The organism is Janthinobacterium sp. GW821-FHT03C08, assembly GCF_059420905.1.
This window is the reverse complement of record NZ_JBWKUP010000012.1, coordinates 128665-149830: the sequence shown is the minus strand read 5'-3', so window position 1 is coordinate 149830 and position 21166 is coordinate 128665. Positions and strand designations below refer to the sequence as shown.

The 21166-nt window shown below is 64.5% G+C and carries 18 protein-coding genes; 12 read left to right on the top strand and 6 right to left on the bottom strand.

Annotated features, from left to right (window positions below; all coding sequences use genetic code 11):
* Positions 1 to 17 precede the first annotated feature (17 nt).
* Positions 18 to 1058: an L-glyceraldehyde 3-phosphate reductase gene (mgrA, locus tag AC07VL_RS18710; RefSeq protein WP_494807169.1), complete on the bottom strand. Its 1041-nt coding sequence runs from the start codon at positions 1056 to 1058 to the stop codon at positions 18 to 20.
* Positions 1059 to 1179: 121 nt separating this feature from the next.
* Here mgrA and AC07VL_RS18705 point away from each other — a divergent pair, with 121 nt between their 5' ends.
* Positions 1180 to 2742 carry a CYTH and CHAD domain-containing protein gene (locus AC07VL_RS18705; protein WP_494807168.1) on the top strand — a complete coding sequence of 521 codons (1563 nt, stop codon included), beginning with the start codon at positions 1180 to 1182 and terminating at the stop codon, positions 2740 to 2742.
* 198 nt (positions 2743 to 2940) lie between these two features.
* On the opposite strand, the gene kdoO is transcribed toward AC07VL_RS18705, so the two are convergent.
* The 4 genes from kdoO to AC07VL_RS18685 form a co-directional block, all read right to left on the bottom strand.
* Positions 2941 to 3807 carry a Kdo hydroxylase KdoO gene (kdoO, locus tag AC07VL_RS18700; protein WP_494807167.1) on the bottom strand — a complete coding sequence of 289 codons (867 nt, stop codon included), beginning with the start codon at positions 3805 to 3807 and terminating at the stop codon, positions 2941 to 2943.
* Positions 3808 to 3895: 88 nt separating this feature from the next.
* Entirely contained in the window at positions 3896 to 4267 is a 372-nt protein-coding gene (locus tag AC07VL_RS18695; protein ID WP_494807166.1) for a lysozyme inhibitor LprI family protein, read from the bottom strand.
* 232 nt (positions 4268 to 4499) lie between these two features.
* Positions 4500 to 5078 carry a superoxide dismutase gene (locus AC07VL_RS18690; protein ID WP_096234329.1) on the bottom strand — a complete coding sequence of 193 codons (579 nt, stop codon included), beginning with the start codon at positions 5076 to 5078 and terminating at the stop codon, positions 4500 to 4502.
* Between the two features lie 325 nt (positions 5079 to 5403).
* Positions 5404 to 6423 carry a LacI family DNA-binding transcriptional regulator gene (locus tag AC07VL_RS18685; protein ID WP_300753898.1) on the bottom strand — a complete coding sequence of 340 codons (1020 nt, stop codon included), beginning with the start codon at positions 6421 to 6423 and terminating at the stop codon, positions 5404 to 5406.
* Between the two features lie 577 nt (positions 6424 to 7000).
* Here AC07VL_RS18685 and AC07VL_RS18680 point away from each other — a divergent pair.
* The 6 genes from AC07VL_RS18680 to AC07VL_RS18655 all read left to right on the top strand — a co-directional run bounded on the left by AC07VL_RS18680 (position 7001) and on the right by AC07VL_RS18655 (position 15158).
* Positions 7001 to 8308 carry an extracellular solute-binding protein gene (locus AC07VL_RS18680; protein ID WP_494807165.1) on the top strand — a complete coding sequence of 436 codons (1308 nt, stop codon included), beginning with the start codon at positions 7001 to 7003 and terminating at the stop codon, positions 8306 to 8308.
* A gap of 7 nt (positions 8309 to 8315) precedes the next feature.
* Positions 8316 to 9308 carry a carbohydrate ABC transporter permease gene (locus tag AC07VL_RS18675; RefSeq protein ID WP_494807164.1) on the top strand — a complete coding sequence of 331 codons (993 nt, stop codon included), beginning with the start codon at positions 8316 to 8318 and terminating at the stop codon, positions 9306 to 9308.
* Positions 9305 to 10123, top strand: coding sequence for a carbohydrate ABC transporter permease (locus tag AC07VL_RS18670; RefSeq protein ID WP_494807163.1), 819 nt, complete (start codon positions 9305 to 9307; stop codon positions 10121 to 10123). Before AC07VL_RS18675 ends, AC07VL_RS18670 begins: the two co-directional genes overlap by 4 nt.
* 41 nt (positions 10124 to 10164) lie before the next feature.
* Positions 10165 to 11532 (top strand): GH1 family beta-glucosidase, encoded by a 1368-nt coding sequence (locus tag AC07VL_RS18665; protein WP_494807162.1) that lies wholly within the window; start codon positions 10165 to 10167, stop codon positions 11530 to 11532.
* Position 11533: 1 nt separating this feature from the next.
* Positions 11534 to 12586, top strand: a complete 1053-nt coding sequence (locus AC07VL_RS18660) for an ABC transporter ATP-binding protein (RefSeq protein WP_494807161.1) — start codon at positions 11534 to 11536, stop codon at positions 12584 to 12586.
* A 106-nt stretch (positions 12587 to 12692) separates the two neighbouring features.
* Entirely contained in the window at positions 12693 to 15158 is a 2466-nt protein-coding gene (locus tag AC07VL_RS18655) for a TonB-dependent receptor (RefSeq protein ID WP_494807160.1), read from the top strand.
* 82 nt (positions 15159 to 15240) lie between these two features.
* Here AC07VL_RS18655 and xseA read toward each other — a convergent pair whose 3' ends face one another.
* Entirely contained in the window at positions 15241 to 16602 is a 1362-nt protein-coding gene (gene xseA, locus AC07VL_RS18650) for an exodeoxyribonuclease VII large subunit (protein ID WP_494807256.1), read from the bottom strand.
* A 1351-nt stretch (positions 16603 to 17953) separates the two neighbouring features.
* Between xseA and AC07VL_RS18645 the strand changes: the two genes are divergently transcribed.
* The 5 genes from AC07VL_RS18645 to kdsB all read left to right on the top strand — a co-directional run bounded on the left by AC07VL_RS18645 (position 17954) and on the right by kdsB (position 21063).
* The gene (locus tag AC07VL_RS18645) at positions 17954 to 18559 is read left to right on the top strand and encodes a MotA/TolQ/ExbB proton channel family protein (protein WP_494807159.1); all 606 of its coding nucleotides are present in this window, start codon (positions 17954 to 17956) and stop codon (positions 18557 to 18559) included.
* Complete coding sequence (locus tag AC07VL_RS18640; protein ID WP_290607534.1) at positions 18556 to 18996, top strand: ExbD/TolR family protein; 441 nt, start codon at positions 18556 to 18558, stop codon at positions 18994 to 18996. The genes AC07VL_RS18645 and AC07VL_RS18640 overlap by 4 nt, the downstream gene beginning before the upstream one ends.
* A gap of 93 nt (positions 18997 to 19089) precedes the next feature.
* A complete protein-coding gene (lpxK, locus tag AC07VL_RS18635; RefSeq protein ID WP_494807158.1) occupies positions 19090 to 20145 on the top strand; it encodes a tetraacyldisaccharide 4'-kinase in 1056 nt (351 codons plus the stop codon).
* Positions 20126 to 20302, top strand: a complete 177-nt coding sequence (locus tag AC07VL_RS18630) for a Trm112 family protein (RefSeq protein WP_092798445.1) — start codon at positions 20126 to 20128, stop codon at positions 20300 to 20302. Before lpxK ends, AC07VL_RS18630 begins: the two co-directional genes overlap by 20 nt.
* A gap of 2 nt (positions 20303 to 20304) precedes the next feature.
* Entirely contained in the window at positions 20305 to 21063 is a 759-nt protein-coding gene (kdsB, locus tag AC07VL_RS18625) for a 3-deoxy-manno-octulosonate cytidylyltransferase (RefSeq protein ID WP_494807157.1), read from the top strand.
* Positions 21064 to 21166 lie beyond the last annotated feature (103 nt).

Here is a 21166-nt window from a genome sequence, read left to right as displayed (position 1 = left end):
CCGGCCCTATTTCGGCCCTATTTCGCCCGCGACGGACCGGCCCACAGGTTGATATGGCCTTCGCGCGCCTGCACGTCGATGGCGGCCAGCTCCTCCGCCGTGAACGCCAGCTGCTGCAGCGCGGCCACGTTTTCGCGGATTTGCGCGCTGCTGCTCGCGCCGATCAGGGTTGAGGTGACGCGCGGGTCGCGCAGCACCCAGGCCAAGGCCATCTGCGCCAGGGTCTGGCCGCGCCGGGCGGCGATGGCATTGAGGGCGCGCACGCGGGCCAGGTTTTCCGCGCTCAGGTGTTTCTGCGTCAGCGAACCGCCGCCGGGACGGTTGACGCGCGCATCCTGCGGCACGCCGTCCAGGTACTTGTCGCTGAGCAATCCCTGCGCCAGCGCCGTGAAGGTGATGCAGCCGATGCCTTCTTCCTGCAGGGTGTCGAGCAGGCCGTCTTCCTCGATCCAGCGGTTGAGCATGTTGTACGACGGCTGGTGGATCAGGCATGGCACCTTCCATTCCTTCAGCAGGGCGGCCGCCTCGGCCGTCTTTTGCGGCGAGTACGAGGACAGGCCCACGTACAGCGCCTTGCCCTGCTGCACTGCGGTGGCCAGCGCGCCCATGGTTTCTTCCAGCGGCGTGTCGGCGTCGTAACGGTGCGAGTAAAAGATGTCGACGTAGTCCAGGCCCAGGCGCTGCAGGCTCTGGTCCAGACTGGCCAGCACGTACTTGCGCGAGCCGCCGCCCTGGCCGTACGGGCCCGGCCACATGTCCCAGCCCGCCTTGGTGGAAATGATCAGTTCATCGCGGTAGGGTAGAAAGTCCTCGCGCAGCAGCTTGCCGAAATTGCTTTCCGCGCTGCCGTACGGCGGGCCATAGTTGTTGGCCAGGTCGAAATGCGTGATGCCCAGGTCGAAGGCCGTGCGCAGCATGTCGCGCTGCGAAGCCAGGTTGTTGCTGTCGCCAAAGTTATGCCACAGGCCCAGCGACAGCAGCGGCAGCTTCAGGCCGCTGCGGCCGCACGTGCGGTATTGCATGCTGTCATAGCGGTTGTCGGCGGCGTGGTAGGTCATGGCAACTCCAAAGTAAATGAATCGTCTATTTTCGCGCAAAATCAAGGTCTGCGTGCGTGCTCCTTGCGCACGTGCGGCGGCGCCGTACAATGGACGTTCAGGAGTCTCGCGAGGAACGGTCATGGAAATCGAGTTGAAATTGCTGCTGGCGCCCGGGGACGTCGCCCGGCTGCGTGCGCATGCCCTGCTGGCGCAGTATGCGCAGGCCGAACCGCAGGTGCTGGCCATGCACGATATCTATGTCGATACGCCCGACCTGCAGCTGTGCCGCCACCAGGCGGGCCTGCGCGTGCGCCAGGTGGATGGGCGCTGGGTGCAGACCCTGAAGGCGGGCGGCACCGTCAGCGGCGGCTTGCACAGCCGTCACGAATGGGAGGGCGAGGTGGCCGGCCCCGCCCCCGAGCTCGACGCGCTCGACGCCGCCATCGGACGCAAGCAGCCCATCCGTGCACTGCTGCGCCAGGAGGCCGTCCGCGCCAGCCTGCAAGCCGTGTTTACCACGCGCATGGAGCGCACCGTGTGGCAGCTGCGCACGCCACAGGGCGACCAGATCGAATGCGTGCTGGACCAGGGCGTGATCGAACGGAGCGAGCGGGGCGCGGACGGCGCCCCGCGCAGCGAGCCCGTCAGCGAGATCGAACTGGAACTGAAGCAAGGGCAGGCGGCCAGCCTGTTCGACGTGGCGCTGGCCCTGCTGCAGGACGTGCCGCTGCGGCTGGGGCACATGAGCAAGGCGGAACGGGGCTACCGCCTGGTAGCGTCGCAGCCGCTGCAAGCGGTCAAGGCGCAGCCCTTGTCGCTGGACGCGGCGATGACGGTGGAACAGGTGTTCCTGGCCATCTGCGGCAATTGCCTGGAACAGGTCAGCGGCAACCAGGATGGCGTGGCGGCGGGCGAGGACGTGGAAAGCCTGCACCAGATGCGCGTGGGCTTGCGCCGTTTGCGCTCGGCGCTGGGCATGTTCAAGACCCTGCTGGCGCTGCCGGACGCCTTGAAGACGGAACTCGACTGGCTGGGTGGCGCGCTGGGCGAGGCGCGCGACTGGGATGTGCTGGCTGGCAATACCCTCGCGCACATCGATGGCGAGGCGGCCGCCGATGCGGCGGCGCTGGCGCAGGCGGCGCGGGAGCAGGCGCGCGCCGCGCACGCGCGGGCCGCCCAGGCCGTCACGTCGGCGCGCTACACGGCATGGATGCTGGGCATACAGCGCTGGCTGCAGGCGCGGGGCTGGCGCGACGGCTGTTCGGCGCGCCAGCTGCGGCGGCTGGACGCGGGCGTGTCGCCGTTTGCCCATGCCACCCTGCGCAAGGACCAGCGCCGCCTGATGAAGCGCGGCAAGCGCCTGCTGCATGCCACGCCGCAGCAGCGCCACCGGGTGCGCATCGCGGCCAAGAAGACGCGTTATGCGACGGAATTCTTTGCCTCGCTGCTGGACGCGCGCGCGGTCAAGCCGTATGTCGGGCGCTTGTCGGCGCTGCAGGATGAACTGGGCTGGCTCAACGACGTGCAGGTGGCCGACCGCCTGCTGCAGCAGTTGCCCGATGGCCAGCCCGGCCAGGCCGAGCTGCTGCTGCACGCGGCCTTCATCCGTGGCTACCTTGCGGCCGGCACGCAGTCGCAAGGCGTGGAGGGCCGCATGCACCGGGCCTGGCGGCGGTTCAAGACGGCGCGCTTGCCGGCCTGACGGCCTGACGGCCTCACGCCGGGCGGCGCCAGCCTGGCTGCGGCCTGGCTTTGGCACGATGCCGGTGCCATCCCCGTGCCATCCCAGTGCCATCCCCGTGCCATTCCGGCGTGACTTGGGCGTGGCCTGGTGGTGGCTCCGTCCTGGCGCCAGGTGAGGGGCCAAGTGAGGGTCCAAGTGAGGGGCCAGGTGAGCGGGCTAGGTGAGGGGCCGTCCCAACTGGCGTTCCAGGATGGCCAGCGGCGACTTGCCGGGCGCGGCCATGGCGCCCACGGGCAGCAGCCAGGTTTGCTCCAGCGCATGCTGGCCGCGCAGGGCCGCATGCGATACGGCATCGCTGAAGACGATCCAGGTCTGGCCCGGCGCGAAGGCGTGGATATGGTGTTCCACGTGCGCCTGGTAATCGGCATCGGCCTTCATGGCGTCGTGCAATTGCAGCATGTAGTGGTCGTAGGGCGTGCGGCGCGACTTGGTGACGTGCAGCCACTGCAGCAGGGGTGCCAGCCCCGGCCGCGGGCGCGGCGCCGCCGGCAGGAAGCGCTGCGCCACCTGCTCAAATGGCGCGCCCAGCTTCCACACGCGTGGCGCGTCCTGCGGGTGGATGTTGGTGAAGACGCGCAGGATGCGCCGGCCCTGCGTGGGCGAGGCGGGGAAGCTGTCGACATGCAGGCGCGTGTCGTCCTTGCGCCAGGACGTCACCCTGCCGGCAATTTCCACGGGCCGAAAGCTGCCCTTGCCCTGCTGCAGATGCGCCTGGTAGCTGGGCAGCAGGCCGGCCAGCAGGCTGCGCGTCTGGCGCGCGTAGCGCTGCATCAGCGCCGCCAGCAGGGCCGCATCGTAGGCGTCGCCCTGGCCGCGCACGCCGCGCGCGGGATCCCAGCTGATGTTCTTGGCGCTGCCAGCCGCGCCGTTGAGCAGCGGGTATTCTTCCTTTTGCAGGGGAAAACCCAGGCCGGGCAGCAGGAGGACCTGGCCGTCTTCGAGCGCCTGCAGCGCGGCCGCTTGCTGCGCCGGGCTGGCATTCGCATCCCAGTGACTGAGGGAAATGTCGACAAGCTCGCTCATGGACATTACACGAAAATGGAATCGGAGCATTCAGTGTAGACGCTCGCCGGCGGCTCCGTTTGCGCTGGCGCAGGTCCTGCTCACGGGGTCACAGTTTGCTGTTCTGGCAGCCCGCGCTCACGCATTCGCGCACGCGGTCCTGCAGGAACTGTGCCCGTTCGATCGTGGTCTGGGTGGCGCAATCGAGGTTGACATAGAAGCCCGACGCTTCGCGCTTCGAGCATGTCTTGTTGCGCTTGTCGATCCACGCCAGCTGGCCTGCCTTCAGGCTTTGCTTGCCGTTCGCGTCGAGCCGGGCCGCGAGGGTCTTGTAGTTGGCGTTCAGTTCCTTGTCCGCTTCCTGGTACACCTTGTTCAGGCAATACAGGCCGTCGAAGTCGTTGCGCGGCGTGTCGCAGGCGGAATTGGCGAAGGCGGAAGCGGAGGCGCAGAGCAGCACGGCAAGCATGATTTTTTTCATTGTTGTCTTTCAGCAAGTGGAACAGGCCAGGGCGCAGGGAGACATGCTGTTTTTTTCGCATCTTATAACAATTGGCGCGGGAGCCTTGTTCGATTGAATTGCCATGCGCCCGCAGGGACTTTCTGCCGGGACAAAAAAAAGAAGCCTGGCGCGCAAGCACAGGCTTCTTTTCAGGGAAGGTTACCGCGGCGCTCGCCGCGGCACGTTCCGTCGTCCGTTGTCAGGAACGCGCTTACGCGAAGTTCTTGGCAACGAATTCCCAGTTGACCAGGCCCCAGAACGTTTCCACGTACTTGGCGCGCAGGTTGCGGTAGTCGATGTAGTAGGCGTGTTCCCAGACGTCGCAGGTCAGCAGCGGCTTGTCGCCGGTGGTCAGCGGGCAGCCGGCGTTCGAGGTGTTGACGATGTCGACGGAACCGTCGGCTTTTTGCACCAGCCAGGTCCAGCCCGAACCGAAGTTGCCCACGCACGATTTGGTGAATTCTTCCTTGAACTTGTCGAACGACGACCATTTCGCGTTGATCGCGTCAGCCACGGCACCGGTAGGCGCGCCGCCGCCGGCTGGCTTCATGCCGTTCCAGTAGAACGTGTGGTTCCACACCTGGGCCGCATTGTTGAAGATGCCGCCCGACGATTTCTTGATGATGTCTTCCAGCGACAGGTTCTCGAACTCGGTGCCCTTGATCAGGTTGTTCAAGTTGGTGACATACGCCTGGTGATGCTTGGCATAGTGGTATTCCAGGGTTTCTTTCGAAATATGCGGCGCCAGAGCGTCCATTTCATACGGCAGTGGTGGCAGAGTATGTTCCATGTGATGTCCCTTTGTGGTGAGTGTTCGGAGTCTTCCGGCCTGCGGCCGGAGGGTTGAGCCAAGCGTGCTTGAAGCAGGCATTCTTGCTGAACGAGCCACTATTGTAAAGCGGATGCGCCATTGCTGCAGATTCCGGCACGCGTCGCCCATGTTGGCGGCGTAGTGATTCTCGTTCAGGAAAAGAAAGGCCTATGGTGCAGCGTCAGCACCTTGAAAAACCGTAGCGAGCAAGCCCGATAGGGGGGAGCATAGTTGGACAAGAATTGCCGCGCGCAGTGCCGGCCCGATAGCGGGCTACGCAGCAGGTTTCTCATGGGGCAAATGCTTAGCGCACGCGGCGCGTGGTCTCGCGCACGATCAGTTCCAGGGGCGGAATGGCCGCCTGCACGGCTTCGCCATTGATCAGGCCCAGCAGCGCTTGCGTGGCGATGCGGCCGATGTCGTACAGGGGCTGGTGGATGGTCGTCAGCGGCGGCGTCGTGTAGGACGAGCCGGGCAAGTCATCGAAGCCGACGAGCGAGATATCGTCGGGCACGCGGATGCCCTTGCGGTACAGGCACAGGCGCACGCCATAGGCGGACAGGTCGTTGGCGGCGAAGACGGCGCTGAACTGCTGATGCGTATCAAACAGATGGTTCATGGCCAGCATGCCGCTCGCTTCGTGGAAATCGCCTTCCACCATCAGCTTCGGGTCGATGGCGATGTCCGCCTCGCGCAGCGCGCGCTGGTAGCCCGTCAGGCGTTCGGCCGCGTCCGTGTTGTTGGCGGGCCCGGAGACGAAGGCGATGCGGCGGTGCCCCAGTTCCACCAGGTGGCGCACGGCCAGGTAGGCGCCGTATTCGTTGTCGAGCTTGAAGCCGATGGCGCTTTTCGTCGCCAGCAGGCGGCCCGTCGAGACGATGGGGCGCTGCTGCGAGAAATCGAGCACGCTCTCGTCCGAGATGCGCCCCGACAGCAGGATGATGCCGTCGACCTTGCGCGCCAGCAGCAAACGGATGCGGTCCGCTTCCTCCTGCGCATTCCAGTGCCCGCTGACGATGACGGACGCATAGCCCGTGCCCTTCAAGCCATCGTCCACGCCGCGCAGGCTTTCGTCGAAGAAGGGGCTGGAAATATCCTGCACCACGATGCCGATGGTCATCGAACGGCCCTTCTTCAGCCCCTGCGCCATCTGGTTCGGCGCGAATTTCATTTTGGCAATGGCCGCCAGCACGGCATCGCGCTTGTCGTCGGACACCTTGGCCGTGCCATTGAGGATGCGCGAGACGGTGCTGGGCGACACGCCGGCCTGGCGGGCGACGTCGAGCAGGGTGGAAGGAGGGGCGGCGTGGGCGCTATCGGTCAAGGTGATTTCCGGGTATCAAGATGGCTGGTTGTCAGAGCTCTGAAAACCTTTTCAGTGAAAGATTACCATAAATGGCGGCCAGCGCCGCAGGCCGGGTGGCGCTCGGTTAGCTGCCGCCATCGATCGCTGCCAGCCGTTCTCGGCCGGCGCTACCTGGTCCGGGCCGCCAAGCGGCGGCAGGCAGGCGAGCTGGCAGGCGGGCAGGCGAGAAGGCGAGAAGGCGGCAGGGGGCAGACGGGCAGACGGGCAGACGGGTAGGGAACATGGGCCGGCGCCACGCCCCCCCCGCGTGGTCGCCGGCGCGGCATCGGCGTAGCGCTGGCCGCCACGCGAAGCACGCTGCTGGCCGCTACGATCACGATTTGAAAACGTTTTCACGAAAAACAACAGCGCGGAGGAAGCCATGTTTTTCCAACTTTTCATAGGGGAGCGCCCGGTATCTGCCGGCCTCGGCACGGCGGCGTCGATAAAAATGACAACTTTTCTGATTGACTTCATTTTCGATGCGGTGTTAAATGGATGCATGTTGTGAAAACGTTTTCAAGATAGAAGACGCTCAATAATCGGAGATGAACCAATGAAGTCAAGCACCCCTGGCGCAGCCTTGCCTGCCGCGCCCCTGCTGGCCGCGCTGACCCTGGCCGCCGGCATGGCCAGCGCCGCCGCCGTCCCGCCCGTGCCTGCCGCGGCACTGCCGGCGCTGGCCCCCGCCACCATCACCGTTGCCTCGTTTCCCGACCTGGACCGCGCCGTCAAGACGGCCTTGCCCCTGTGGGAAAAGCTGTACCCGCAAGTGAAGGTCAAGCTGGTCAGCCTGCAGATCGACGACCACCATAACTCGATGACGACGGCCCTGGCCGCCGGCGCGCGCCTGCCCGACGTGATGGCCATCGACTTCCGCTACGTCGGCAGCTTCGCCGAATCGAAAGGCATGGAAGACCTCCTGCAGGCGCCGTACGGGGCAGGGCAGTACCGCGCCCAGTTCGTGCCCTTCACCTTCGTGCAGGCGACCAGCTCGCGCGGCACCCTGGGCGCCATGCCGGCCGACCTGGGACCGGGCACCCTGTTCTACCGCAAGGACCTGATGGACAAGGCGGGCATCAAGGAAGCGGACCTGACGCAAACGTGGGAGTCGTACATCGCCGCCGGCAAGAAGCTCAAGGCCGCCACGGGCACCTATCTGCTGGCCGGCGCCAGCGACCTGGCCGATATCTATATCCGCGCCAACCTGAAGGATGGCGAAGGCATCTACTTTGGCGACAAGGGCCAGGTGCTGGTCGATTCGCCCCGCTTCGTGAAAGCGTTCGAACTGGCCAAGGCGGCGCGGGTGGCCGGCATCGATGCGCGCACCGTGGCGTGGACGGGCGAGTGGGCCGAAGGTTTTAAACGCGACAAGGTGGCCAGCCAGATGATGGGTTCCTGGCTCAGCGGCCACCTGGCCAAGTGGCTGGCGCCCGATTCCAGGGGCCAGTGGCGCGCGGCGAACCTGCCGGCCGGCGCGCTGGCATCCTACGGCGGCTCCTTCTACGGCATCCCGAAAAAGGCGGCGAATAAAACCCAGGCCTGGGAATTCATCAAGTTCATGACCGTCAACAAGGATATCCAGCTGCATTCGCTGAAGGAAATCGGCGCCTTCCCGGCCCTGAAAGCGGCATATGCGGACCCGATGATGGACGAGCCGCAAGCGTACTTCGGCGGCCAGAAGACGCGCCTGCTGGCGCGCGACACGGCGGCGAAGATTCCCGTCATCCGCGTCGACAAGTTCGACGCCGTGGCGCGCGACATCGTCAATATGGAACTGGAAAGCGTGCTGGCGCAAAACAAGGATATCAAGACGGCGCTGGCCGACGCCAAGGCCCTGATCACCCACCGCGCGCGGCGCTAGGAGCAGCATGACTACCTCCATGCCTTGTACCGAGGGCGCCGCCGCCCCGGCACGGCGCGTCAGGAAACGCTACAACATGAAGCAGTGGGCGCCGTATATTTTCATCAGCCCCTTCTTCATCCTGTTCGCCGTCTTCAGCCTGTTCCCGCTGCTGTTTTCCATCTACTTGTCGTTCAACCAGTGGGAAGCGGCCAGCGGCGTGGAAGCCATGCAGTGGGTGGGCCTGGACAACTACAAATATGCCTTGAGCGACCCGTGGTTTTTGCGCTCGCTGGGCAATACGCTGTGGCTGGCGCTGGCCTCGGGCGTGCCGCAGCACCTGGTCGCCATTCCGCTGGCAGCGTTCATCCACAACAGCTTCAAGCGCTCGCGCAACCTGGTGATCGGCATTTACTTTTTACCGTTCATCACCTCCAGCGTGGCCATCGCCATGGTCTTCAACACCCTGTTCTCGCGCGACTATGGCCAGATCAATGTGCTGCTCCAGTGGTGCGCCAGCCTGCCGCTGATTGGGAGCCTGCTCCCGGCGGAGTCCATCGACTGGCTGGGCAGCTCGCTGTTCATCAAGCCGGCCGTCGCCTTCGTGATCTTCTGGCGCTACCTGGGCTGGAACCTGGTGCTGTATCTGTCCGCGCTGCAGGTCATTCCCAAGGATTTGTATGAAGCGGCCACCATCGACGGCGCCTCGAAACGCCAGCAATTCTGGTACATCACCCTGCCGCAGCTCAAGCCCATGATCTACCTGGCCGTCACCCTCACCATCATGGGCAACCTGCAGCTGTTCGAGGAGCCGTTCGTGCTGGTGGCAGAGTCCAGCGGGGTGAGCCAGTCCGTGATGACGACGGCCATCTTCGTCTACAAGACGGCGTTTTCCTCGGGCGACTTCGGCACGGCGTCGGCCATTTCCTGGCTGCTGTTCCTGATCATCGCCAGCACCACCTGGGTCAATAACCGCATCTTCAGCCGCAATGAACGGCATGAACGCAAGGAGGCACGATGAAAACCACGCGCTGGACGGCCTATGCCATGGTGGCCATCGGCGCCCTGATCATGGTCGCGCCGTTCTACTTCATGTTCGTCTTCGCCACGCACACGAGCGCCGAGATCTACAGCCTGCCGCCGCCGCGCTGGTTCGGCACGGCCCTGCTGCACAACCTGGAGCTGCTGCAGGAGCGCCTGCCGTTCTGGCGCAATATCGGCATCAGCCTGTACGTGGCCCTGATGACCACCGCCTTGACCCTGTTCTTTTGCTCGCTGGGCGGTTATGCGTTCGCCATGTACGAATTCCGCTTCAAGCGGCCCTTGTTTACGCTGGTGATGGCGTCGATGATCATCCCCTCCTTCATGAACATGATCCCGACCTTCATGCTGATGGATTTCCTCGGATGGCTGGATCAGCCGCGCGCCCTCTACGTGCCGGGTGCGGCCGGCGCGCTGGGCATCTTCCTCATGCGCCAGTACATCGGCACGGCGATACCGAAGGATTTGATCGAGGCGGCGCGCATCGACGGCTGCGGCGAATTTTCCATCTACTGGCGGGTCGTGCTGCCGCTGATCGGCCCCGCCATGGGCACCCTGGGCCTGATCACCTTCATCAACTCGTGGAACAATTTCATCACGCCGCTGGTCGTCATGCGCTCGGTCGAGAACTACACGATCCCGCTGGCCCTGCGCAGCATGCAGGCGCCGAACAACACGGAGTGGGGCGCCTTGATGACGGGCGCCGCCATCGCCGTGCTGCCGCTGCTGCTGATGTTCTTTGTCGCCTCGAAGCGCCTGATCGAAGGCCTCACGCAAGGCGCCGTCAAGGGCTGATGCACCCACTTATTTCAACCCCTCACACTGATACCACCACCATGCATAACGACGACATCGACAGCAACTTTCCCGCCACCTTCACCTGGGGCGTGGCCACCAGCGCCTACCAGATCGAGGGCGCCGCCGCCATCGACGGCCGCGGGCCATCCATCTGGGATACCTTCAGCCACACGGACGGCAAGATCATCGACGGCAGCAACGGCGACGTGGCTTGCGACCACTACCACCGCTATGCCGACGACGTGGAGCTGATCGCCAGCCTGGGCGTGAATGCCTACCGCTTTTCCATGTCCTGGTCGCGGGTGCAGCCTGCGGGTTCCGGCGCCTGGAACGAGGCCGGCTTCGACTTTTATGCGCGCCTGCTCGACGCCTTGGCCGCCAAGGGTCTCGAGGCGCACCTGACCCTGTACCACTGGGACTTGCCGCAAGCCTTGCAGGACGAGGGCGGCTGGCTCAATCGCGCCACCTGCTACCACTTTGCCGTCTATGCGGCCGAGGTGGCGCGCCGCTTCGGCCACAAGGTCGCCAGCATCGCCACGCACAACGAACCGTGGTGCACGGCCGTGCTGGGCCACGGCACGGGCCAGTTCGCCCCTGGCATGGCCGATCCGGCCGCCGCCGTGCAGGTGTCGCATCATCTGCTGCTGTCGCACGGCCTGGCGATGCAAGCCATGCGCGCCGTGCAGGCCCCGGCCAAGCTGGGCATCGTGCTCAATCAATGGACGGCCACGCCCGCCACGGACAGCCCCCAGGACAAGGCGCTGGCCGAACTCGAATATGCGCGCTCGGTGCAGTGGTATATGGACGCCATCTTCAAGGGCCGCTACCCGGCCCTGGCCCTGAAACACGCCGACGCTTCTGCTTTGGCTATCTTTGAAAACGATTTCATGGATATCCGGCAGCCCATCGACTTCCTCGGCGTGAACTACTACACGCGCGCCTTCATGAGCGCCGAGACGCCGCCGCGCAAGCCCGAATGCAAGCTCGGCGTCAACGACATGGGCTGGGAAACCTATCCGCAAGGCTTGACGGAGCTGCTGGTGGGCCTGCACCGCGAGTACCGCCTGCCGCCCGTCTACATCACGGAAAACGGCATGGCCGTCAACGACAAGCTGGTCGACGGCAAGGTCCACGACGCGGCGCGCATCGAGTACGTGCAGCTGCACCTGGACGCCTTGCGCGCCGTGATCGCCCAGGGCATCGACGTGCGCGGCTATTTCTACTGGAGCCTGATGGACAACTTCGAGTGGAACTCGGGCTACGCCAAGCGCTTCGGCATGCTGTACGTCGATTACGCCACGCAGCAGCGCAGCTTCAAGGACAGCGCCCTGTGGTACCGCGACTTCATCGCCGCGCAGCGCGCCGCCCATGCACCGGCCCCGCTGACCCTGGCCGGGGAGCACTGACATGGCCGCCATTTCCCTGCGCGGCATCCGCAAGACCTACGGCGACGGCCCGGAAATCGTCAAGGGTCTGGACCTCGACATCCATGACGGCGAATTCATGGTCTTCGTCGGACCATCCGGTTGCGGTAAATCAACCCTGCTGCGCATGATCGCGGGACTGGAAGACATCAGCGCGGGCCAGCTGCGCATCGGCGACCTGCTGGCCAACGACGTGGCGCCGGCCGAGCGGGGCATCGCCATGGTCTTCCAGAGCTACGCACTGTATCCGCACATGACGGCGCGCGACAACATGGGCTTTGCCCTGAAACTGGCCGGCAGACCGGAAGCCGAGGTGCGCGCCGCCGTCGGCAAGGTGGCGGAGATCCTGCAGATCACGCACCTGCTCGAGCGCAAGCCGAAAGCCTTGTCCGGCGGCGAGCGCCAGCGCGTGGCCATCGGCCGCGCCATCGTGCGCCAGCCCAAGGTGTTCCTGTTCGACGAGCCGCTGTCCAACCTCGACGCCTCGCTGCGCGTGCAGACGCGCATCGAGCTGGCCAAGCTGCACCAGGAACTGGGCACGACGATGATCTACGTCACGCACGACCAGGTCGAGGCCATGACCCTCGGCGACAGGGTCGCCGTCTTCCACGGCGGCCACCTGGAGCAGGTGGGGGCGCCTTTGGACCTGTACCGCCATCCGGCCAGCCAGTTCGTCGCCGGCTTCATCGGCGCCCTGCGCATGAACTTCTTGCCGTGCGCCGCCGTCCCCACGCTGGCCGGCCAGCTGGGCGGCGAGGCCGGCATGCTGGTCGGCATCCGCCCGGAACACCTGCGCCTGGTGCCGCGCAATGAAGGCTATGGCGCCACGGTGACCCTGATCGAGCAGCTGGGCGATGCGCAGATCATCCACGCGACGCTTGACGATCGCATCGACGGCGGCCCGCATGCGGTGGCCATCAAGCTGCATGGCGAGGCGCGCCACAGCCTGGCGCAGGGCAGCAGCATCGGCTTCGCGCCGGAAGAGGGCCATGCCTTTCTGTTCGACACGGGCGGGCGCGCCGTGGCCACCCACTGACCCGCACGGAGGCGACATGACTTCAGATTGACACCCAAAAAATGTGCAGCAGTAGCCAAAGAGCTATGTGATCATCATTCAACCAGTGGTAGAGGAGACAATAACAATGAAGCCGTTCAAGAGAAATACCATTGCATGCAGCCTGGCGCATGCGACTTTCGCCCAGTTCATCCTGCTGGGCAGCGGCGCCGTCCTGGCGCAGCAAGCCGATACGGCCGCACCGGCATCGGCCGGGGCGGCGCAAGCCGATGCGGGGCAGATGGACCGCATCGTCGTCACGGCCACGCGCCGCAATACCTTCGTGCAGGAGACGCCGCTGGCCGTCACGGCCTTCAACCAGGACACCCTGCAAAACAACCAGGTCAAGGATCTGGCGTCGCTGGCCACCATGGTGCCCAGCCTCGTCGTCGAGCAGCACGGCGATTCGGGCGGGGTGCACGTCTACATGCGCGGCGTGGGTTCGGCCAACCACACGGAGCTGGGCGACCCGGCCGTCGCCTTCTACGTCGACGGCGTGTATTCGCCCCGTCCCCAGGGCGCCACGGCGCTGATGTATGACCTGTCCCACGTGGAGGTGGCGCGCGGCCCGCAGGGCACCCTGAATGGCCGCAATTCGACGGCGGGCGCCGTCAACCTCGTCTCGGCCGCGCCGAATACGTCCAAGTTCATGGGTTCGGCCGGCATCACCGTGGGCGACTACCGCCATTTGCAGACGCAGGGCATGATCAATATCCCGTTTTCCGACGACATGGCGCTGCGCATCGCCGCCATCAAGGACAGCCACGACGGCACGGTGGACTTCCGCCGCGGCTCGAACGTCATGCCGGGCGCGGCCAAGTATGGCGCCGGCGACCAGATGGGCGTGCGCGCCTCGCTGCTGTGGAAAATCACGCCGCAGCTGCGCGGCACCTTCATCGCCGACTACTTCCTCGACCAGGGCGCCGGCAACGTCTTCCTGGCCGCCGAACCGAAGCCCGGCGAAAAACTGCGCTCGGCCCTGATCGACACGCCGGGCACCCTGGACCAGTCGATTTTGACCTACAAGGGCAAGCTCAATTACAAGCCGACGGAGTCGCTGGACTTTACTTACCTGGGCAGCTGGAGCCGCTACAAGCGCCAGAACAGCAACGATGCGGACGCAGGCCTGTTCCCCGGCTTCAAGTCGGAAAACCGCACCGACTGGGCGCAGTTCGACAGCTATTCGCACGAGCTGCAGGCGCGCTCGGACGACGAGGCGCCGTTCCAGTGGGTGGCGGGCCTGTTCCTGTTCAATGAAAAGAACAAGGTGCGCTTCGATATCGACCGCAGCCAGATTTCGCAGGCCGCCGTGCAGCAGGATATCGCCAACGGCGCCGTGATCTTCGTGCAGCCCACCGTGGGCCAGTATGCCTCGTCCATGTCCTTCATCCAGGGCGACCGCCAGCTGAAATCGAAGGCTGTCTTCGGCCAGGTCAGCCAGCAGGTGACGGAGCAGATCAAGCTGACGGCCGGCGCGCGCTACACGAAAGACCATAAATTTGACATCGGCGGACAGAACTGGGCTTGCCCGAACTGGCCGGCCAACACGCCGCTGGGCACCACCGTGCTCACGCCGGACCAGATGGCGCAGCTGGTCACGCCGGGCACGGGCCTGGCCAACACGCACAATATCGGGCCGGGCGGCGCCATCACGGCGGCCACCTGCGGCAATACGCCGGGCGACAACACGGCCGACCTGAAATACGGCCAGGCCACCTGGCTGGGGCGCATCGAGTACAAGCTGCGGCCCGACATCCTGCTGTTCGGTTCCGTGACGACGGGCTTTCACTCGCCGGCCATGGGCGACGGCGGCGCCACCACCAAGCCGGAAAAGCTGACCAGCTATGAAATCGGCTTCAAGTCGGACTTGCTGAACCGCGAACTGACCCTGAACCTCGACGCCTTCCTGATGAAATACAAGGACAAGCTCGAATCGCAGGTGGTCAACAGCGTGCTGGCCAACTTCAACGCGGCCGGTGCCACCGTCAAGGGCCTGGAAGCGGAATGGGTCTGGCGTCCGACGAGGGGCGATCGCCTGACGGGCAACGCCACCTGGCTCAAGGCCGTGTATGACGATTTCCTCTCGTGCGACGTCGATGCGGCGCGCGCGAATGGCCAGGCCTGCGGCTCGACGGCGCCGCTCGTGAACGTGGGCGGCAGCACCATGAAGCATGCGCCGAAGTTCTCCACCACGGTGCAGTACGAGCATGATTTCAATGTCGCCGGCGGACAGCTCACGCCGCGCGCTTCCGTGCACTATGAAACCATGTCCTACGTGGGGGCGGGTGCCTTCAACGGTGATGTGCCGGGCCACGCTGGCGTCAAGCGCCAGGAGGCGTACACCACGCTGGACCTGAGCCTGCGCTTCCAGCCGGCGAACAAGGCCTATACGGTGGAAGCGTTCGTGCAGAACGCCACCGACAAGGCCGTGAAGCTCGACGTGCTGGAGCTGTGCACGGACGTGGGCATGCCGTGCCAGCCCACGCAGCAGATCTACGGCGCCTTCTACAACGCGCCGCGCACGTTCGGCGCGCGCGTGTCGATGAAGTTTTAATCAGGTAGTGTGAAAGGGTAGGTGCTGCAGCAATCCACTCAGTAGGGGAAGGTGTTGGGCCGGGGAGCTTCCCCGGCCTTTTTTATTCCAGCGTGGCTTGCACGCTGGCGATGCCCACCTGCGCGCTGCCTTCGGCCAGGCGCACGTTGACGTTCTGGCGCGCCTGCAGCTGCGCCGGCGAGCGCACGATCGCCCCTTTTTCATCGCGCAGGATGGCATAGCCCCGTTCCAGGGTGCGCTGCGGGTTGAGCAGCTCCAGCTGCGCCGCCAGGCCGTCGAGGCGGTGGCGCCGCTGGCCCAGCATCTGCGCCATGGCAACGCCGCTGCGCCGCTGCGCTTCGACCAGGCGGCCGCGTGGCGCCGTGACGTCGGGGCGCAGGTTGGCCCAGCGCGAGCGCAGGCGCTCCAGGGCGTACTGCGACTGGTTCAGCGGCGCGCGCGCCGCGTGCGTCATGGCCGTGGACAGGGCCAGCAGCTGCAGGCGCTGCTGCTGCAGCTGCGCCTTGGGATTGAGCAGGCGGCGGCTGTGGCGGTCCAGGGTTTGCGCCGCGTCGTCCAGGCGGCGGCGCATGGCGCGGCGCAGGTCCGTCGCATCGGCGCGCAATGAAGCCATCCAGTCGGCGCGCGGCGTGGCCGCCAGTTCGGCCGCCGCCGTTGGCGTGGCCGCGCGCAGGTCGGCCGCGAAGTCGGCGATGGTGAAATCCGTTTCGTGGCCCACGCCGCTGATCACGGGCATGGAGCAATCGGCAATTGCATGCGCCACGGCTTCATCGTTGAACGACCACAGATCCTCGATGCTGCCGCCGCCGCGGCACACCAGCAGCACGTCGCATTCGGCCCTGATGGACGCCGTGCGGATGGCCAGGGCGATTTTCTCCGGCGCCTGCTGGCCCTGCACGGGCGTGGGATACAAAATGATGGCCACATGCGGCGCGCGGCGCTTGAGCGCGATCAGGATGTCGCGCAGGGCCGCCGCCTGCGGGCTGGTGACGATGCCGATGGTGCGCGCGAACATGGGGATGGCGCGCTTGCGCTCGGGGTCGAAGAGTCCCTGCGCGGCCAGCTTTTCCTTCAGGCGCTGGAACGCTTCATACAGGGCGCCCACGCCGGCGCGGCGGATGGCTTCCACGTTGATCTGGTAATCGCCGCGCGCGCCGTACAGGGTGACGAGGGCGCGCACTTCCACCTTGTCGCCTTCGCGCGGCGTGAAGCCCGCGTACTGGGCGCGGCCGCGGAACATCACGGCGCGCACCTGGGCGCCATCGTCCTTCAAGGTGAAATACCAGTGGCCGGAAGCGGCGCGCGTGAAGTTGGAAATCTCGCCGGCGATCCACGTCAGGGGGAACGAGCGTTCGAGCAGGCGCGCGACGGCCTGGTTCAAGGCGCTGACGGTCAGCACGGGCGGGGCGGCAAAGCCGCTGTCAGTCGGGTTGTCGGTCATCATCAGGCAGGAAAGGGAAGAAAGGGAAGAGAACTGTCCACAAATTATCGGCGAGGTCATGCTTATGTCATATATCGTGCAAAACAACAAGTTCTATTTCTAAGTATTTGATTTCATGATGAATTTCTGCATGCCTGATTTGCGTGCACAGGGAAAAAGTCCTTTAATATCAAGCACATCAGTGATGCACCTGCCACTTACGCACAAAGTTATCCACAGAAAGTGTGTGGAACTTTTTGTCCTGCACAGGACACCTTGGCCACCACGCTGTGGTGGACAAAAAATGCCCTGCTACATTTTTACGCATGGAAATAAAGCATAGAGAAATCAAGGGTTTAGTATCGCATGCATGGCCTTGCGCACAATCTTATCCACAAAAAATGTGCAGAACTCCGTCGGGCCCTACTGTTTATCCACCGGATGGCCTATTGCATGGCTTGCCTGAATTTTGCGCAGCAAAAAAATACCGATATAAATCAATGGGATAGCGTTCAAGCATGGCCCTTGCTCACAATCTTATCCACAGAATGTGTGTAAAACTGCATAAATCGTTTGGCCGCGGGTCCGGGTTTTCCACCGACTGCGCCTGCCATTTTGCTGCCTTATTTTTCAGCAGCGAAAAAAATCCCTTTGAAATCAACGGCCTTGCCTAGAGTCAATCGGCTTGCTCACAATCTTATCCACACTTTATGTGTGGAACTGCGCGGGCGGTGGAAAAGTGCCAGATCGAGGCGCAATCGGCCCCTCGAAATCGCCCTTTTTTACCCTTGCTACATTTTTACGCACGGCAATAAAAACGATATAAATCAATGTACTTGGCGCTTATTTTTATGCTTGCACACAATCTTGTCCACAGATTGTGTGCAGAACTTTATGCACTGACGGTGGTCTGCATTGCGCCTGCCTGCCTCATTTTTACTCAGTGAAATAATTTTCTTTTAAATCAATGGCTTATATGAAATCCACGGCCTTGCGCACAATCTTGTCCACAGTAAATGTGCAGAACTTTTATTTTGTTGAGTATCTGACATTGACTATCCCCGATCAGCTGCTATGCCTGTATTTTGCGCATGGCGATAATAGTCATATGGATCAATGACTTAGGGTGGAGTCTTCAGGCTTGCTCACAATCTTATCCACATAAAATGTGTAAAACCGGGCCGCCGGGCGCAGGGCTTGCGGGGCGGCTGTGGACAAGGCGGCGCGGGCGCCACTTGCCGACGGCGCGGCAACGCGCTACATTGCGCCATTCCGTCGCGGGTGCGCAATCGCCCGCCGGCGCTCGGTACAATACTGGCTGTTCGGGTCATATTGTTCGGGCCATATATCGCCTTCCCCTTACCAGGAGTTTCTTTTGCTCGCTATCTTCCAGGCCGCCGGCTGGCCCATCTGGCTCTTATTGATCGCTTCCATCGTGGCCCTGGCCCTCATCATCGAGCGCTTGCTGTACTTGCGCCGCGGCAAAATTTTGCCCCGCAAGCTGTTCGATGAAGTGGTGCAGGTGTATCGCAGCGGCAAGATCACGCCGGACACGGTGGCCAAGCTGGAAGCCAATTCGCCGCTGGGCGCGGTGCTGGCCGCCGCCCTGCGCAATGTGGATGCGCCGCGTGAGGTGATGAAGGAATCGATCGAAGAGGCCGGCAGCGGCGTGGCCCACGTGCTGGAGCGCTACCTGACGACGCTGGGCACCATCGCCACCCTGGCGCCGCTGATGGGCCTGTTCGGCACGGTGGTGGGCATGATCGAGATCTTCGGTTCGCAAAATGCCAGCGGCTCCAATCCTGCCCAGCTGGCCCATGGCATTTCCGTCGCCCTGTACAACACGGGCTTCGGCCTGGCCATCGCCATGCCGACGCTGGTCTTCTACCGCCACTTCCGCGCCCTCGTCGACAGCTTCGTCATCGACATGGAGCAGCAGGCGGTGAAGTTCGTCGACATCGTCCACAGTGGCCGCAAATGAATTTCCGCAAAGGCAAGGGGCGTGAAGACCCCGAAATCAACCTGATCCCGTTCATCGACGTGTTGCTGGTGATCCTGATCTTCCTCATGGTCAGCACCACCTACAGCAAGTTTACGGAGCTGCAGATCACCTTGCCGACGGCCGATGCCGAGCAGGCCAAGGAGAAGCCGCAGCAGATCGACGTTACCGTCGACGCCAAGGGCAACTACACGGTGAACCGCGAACCGGTCTCCTTCCGCGACGTGGCCGGCCTGGCCGATGCCCTGCAGGCGGCGGCAAAAGCGGCCAATGGCGGCAAGGCGCCCGCGCAGACGCCCGTGGTGGTGGTCAACGCCGACCAGTTCGCCATGCACCAGATGGTTATCCACGTCATGGAAGCGGCGCGCCTGGCCGGCTATGAAAAGCTGACGTTTGCGGCGCAGGCGGGCGGCAAGTAAGGCCAACCCCCAACCCCAACCGAAGTGCCGGGGTCGGACCCTCAGGGTCCGACCCCAGGTGTCGATTTTGGGTTCCAATTTTATTCGACACCCATGCACACATCCTCCCCCGCCAAGCTTGAAACCACTCTCACCCGCGCCTGGCTGACGCGCGGGCCGCTGGCGTGCGCGCTGTGGCCCGTGTCGCTGCTGTTCGGCGCCCTGAGCGCCGTGCGGCGCGTTTTGTACCGCGCCAACATCCTGAAATCGGCGCGCCTGCCCGTGCCCGTCGTCGTCGTCGGCAACATTTTCATCGGCGGCACGGGCAAGACGCCGCTGACGATCTGGCTGGTGCACGCCTTGCGCGACGCCGGCATGCGCCCGGGCGTCATTTCGCGCGGCCATGGCAGCGCCGACCGGCTGCCGCGCGCCGTCAGCGCCAGTTCCACGCCGCAGCAGGTGGGCGACGAGCCGCTGCTGATCTTCCAGCGCGGCGGCTGTCCCGTGATGGTGGGGCGCGACCGCGCACAGGCGGGCAGGGCGCTGCTGGCGGCGCATCCCGACGTCGACGTGCTGGTGACGGACGACGGCTTGCAGCATTACGCCTTGCAGCGCGACGTGGAGATCGTGCTGTTCGACGGCCGCGGCGCGGGCAACGGCTGGCTGCTGCCGGCCGGGCCGTTGCGCGAATCGCCGCGCCGCCGGCGCGACGTGACGGTGATCAATGCGCCCGAACTGTCCCCGGCGCTGGTGACGCAGGTGGCGCCCGAGGGCGCCCTGGTGGTGCAGATGCGCCTCGATGGCGGCGTGGCCGAGCGCCTGGCCGACCGCGGCGAACGCCTGCCGCTGGCGGCGCTGGCGGCCGGCGGCCAACGCATCGTGGCGGCGGCCGGCATCGGCAATCCGCAGCGCTTTTTCAGCATGCTGCGGGGCGCCGGCTTGCAGTTTGCGGAGCTGCCCCTGCCCGACCATCACGACTTCCTCGACCAGCCATTTGCCGCCCTCGACACGGACGTGATCTTGATCACCGAGAAGGATGCAGTAAAATGTGCGCAAATTGAATATCTCAAAGACGACCCGAGACTGTGGGTCGTCCCCGTCAGTGCGCGCATCGATGGCGCGCTGGCCCAACAAATTGTGGAGAAATGTCGTGGACGCTCGACTGCTTGATATCCTGGTCTGCCCTGTTTGCAAGGGTCCGCTTGAACACGATAAGAAGGCGCAGGAACTGATTTGCCGCGCCGACCGCCTGGCTTACCCGATCCGCGATGGCATCCCCATCATGTGGGCGGACGAAGCGCGCACCCTGCTCGACGCCGTGGAATAAGGATGGCGTTCATCGTCATCATCCCGGCGCGCCTGGCCTCGACGCGCCTGCCCAACAAGCCGCTGGCCGACCTGGGCGGCAAGCCCATGGTGGTGCGCGTGGCCGAGCAGGCGCTGCTCTCGGGCGCCGCGCGCGTCATCGTCGCCACCGACCACGAAGACATCCGCGCCGCCTGCGCCGCGCATGGCGTGGAAGTGTGCATGACGCGCGCCGACCATCCGTCGGGCACGGACCGCATCGCCGAAGTGGCGCGCACGCTGGAGCTGCCGCCGGACGCCGTCGTCGTCAACCTGCAGGGCGACGAGCCGCTGATCGATCCGGCCCTGCTGGCCGCCTGCGCCGCGCACATCAGCGCGGCCGTCCCCATGGCCACGTGCGCCCATCCGCTGCACGATGTGCTTGAGGCCTTCAATCCGAACGTCGTCAAGGTGGTGCTGGACAAGGCAAACCGCGCCTTGTATTTTTCGCGGGCGACGATCCCGTGGCACCGCGACGGCTTCGCCCAGTCCCGCGAAAACTTGCCACAAGGCTATGTTCCATTGCGCCATATCGGCCTGTATGCGTACAGCAATGCGTTTTTGCAAACGTATCCCACGCTGTCCGCGTCGCCGCTGGAAGCCATCGAGGCGCTGGAGCAGTTGCGCGTGCTGTGGCACGGCTATGCCATCGCCGTGCATGTCACGGACTCGGCCCCGGCCGCCGGCGTGGACACGCCGGAAGACCTGGCCAGGGTTCAGGCGCACTACCGTCACGCCACCTGAGAAAACGTCCATGGCTGCCTTGCCCTGAACGTTTTTCAGGCGCCGTGCGTGCGCGTGAAAAATTTTATGCGGGGCCTGCCACAAAAAACCACATTTTGAAACG

Bases quoted from the DNA above. Each gene is read 5' to 3' on its own strand.
- AC07VL_RS18690 (WP_096234329.1), bottom strand. From the start codon at position 5,078: ATGGAACATACTCTGCCACCACTGCCGTATGAAATGGACGCTCTGGCG.
- AC07VL_RS18660 (WP_494807161.1), top strand. From the start codon at position 11,534: ATGGCCGCCATTTCCCTGCGCGGCATCCGCAAGACCTACGGCGACGGC.
- lpxK (WP_494807158.1), top strand. From the start codon at position 19,090: ATGCACACATCCTCCCCCGCCAAGCTTGAAACCACTCTCACCCGCGCC.
- AC07VL_RS18665 (WP_494807162.1), top strand. From the start codon at position 10,165: ATGCATAACGACGACATCGACAGCAACTTTCCCGCCACCTTCACCTGG.
- AC07VL_RS18670 (WP_494807163.1), top strand. From the start codon at position 9,305: ATGAAAACCACGCGCTGGACGGCCTATGCCATGGTGGCCATCGGCGCC.
- kdoO (WP_494807167.1), bottom strand. From the start codon at position 3,807: ATGAGCGAGCTTGTCGACATTTCCCTCAGTCACTGGGATGCGAATGCC.
- xseA (WP_494807256.1), bottom strand. From the start codon at position 16,602: ATGATGACCGACAACCCGACTGACAGCGGCTTTGCCGCCCCGCCCGTG.
- AC07VL_RS18695 (WP_494807166.1), bottom strand. From the start codon at position 4,267: ATGAAAAAAATCATGCTTGCCGTGCTGCTCTGCGCCTCCGCTTCCGCC.
- AC07VL_RS18640 (WP_290607534.1), top strand. From the start codon at position 18,556: ATGAATTTCCGCAAAGGCAAGGGGCGTGAAGACCCCGAAATCAACCTG.
- AC07VL_RS18675 (WP_494807164.1), top strand. From the start codon at position 8,316: ATGACTACCTCCATGCCTTGTACCGAGGGCGCCGCCGCCCCGGCACGG.
- kdsB (WP_494807157.1), top strand. From the start codon at position 20,305: ATGGCGTTCATCGTCATCATCCCGGCGCGCCTGGCCTCGACGCGCCTG.
- AC07VL_RS18655 (WP_494807160.1), top strand. From the start codon at position 12,693: ATGAAGCCGTTCAAGAGAAATACCATTGCATGCAGCCTGGCGCATGCG.
- AC07VL_RS18705 (WP_494807168.1), top strand. From the start codon at position 1,180: ATGGAAATCGAGTTGAAATTGCTGCTGGCGCCCGGGGACGTCGCCCGG.
- mgrA (WP_494807169.1), bottom strand. From the start codon at position 1,058: ATGACCTACCACGCCGCCGACAACCGCTATGACAGCATGCAATACCGC.
- AC07VL_RS18680 (WP_494807165.1), top strand. From the start codon at position 7,001: ATGAAGTCAAGCACCCCTGGCGCAGCCTTGCCTGCCGCGCCCCTGCTG.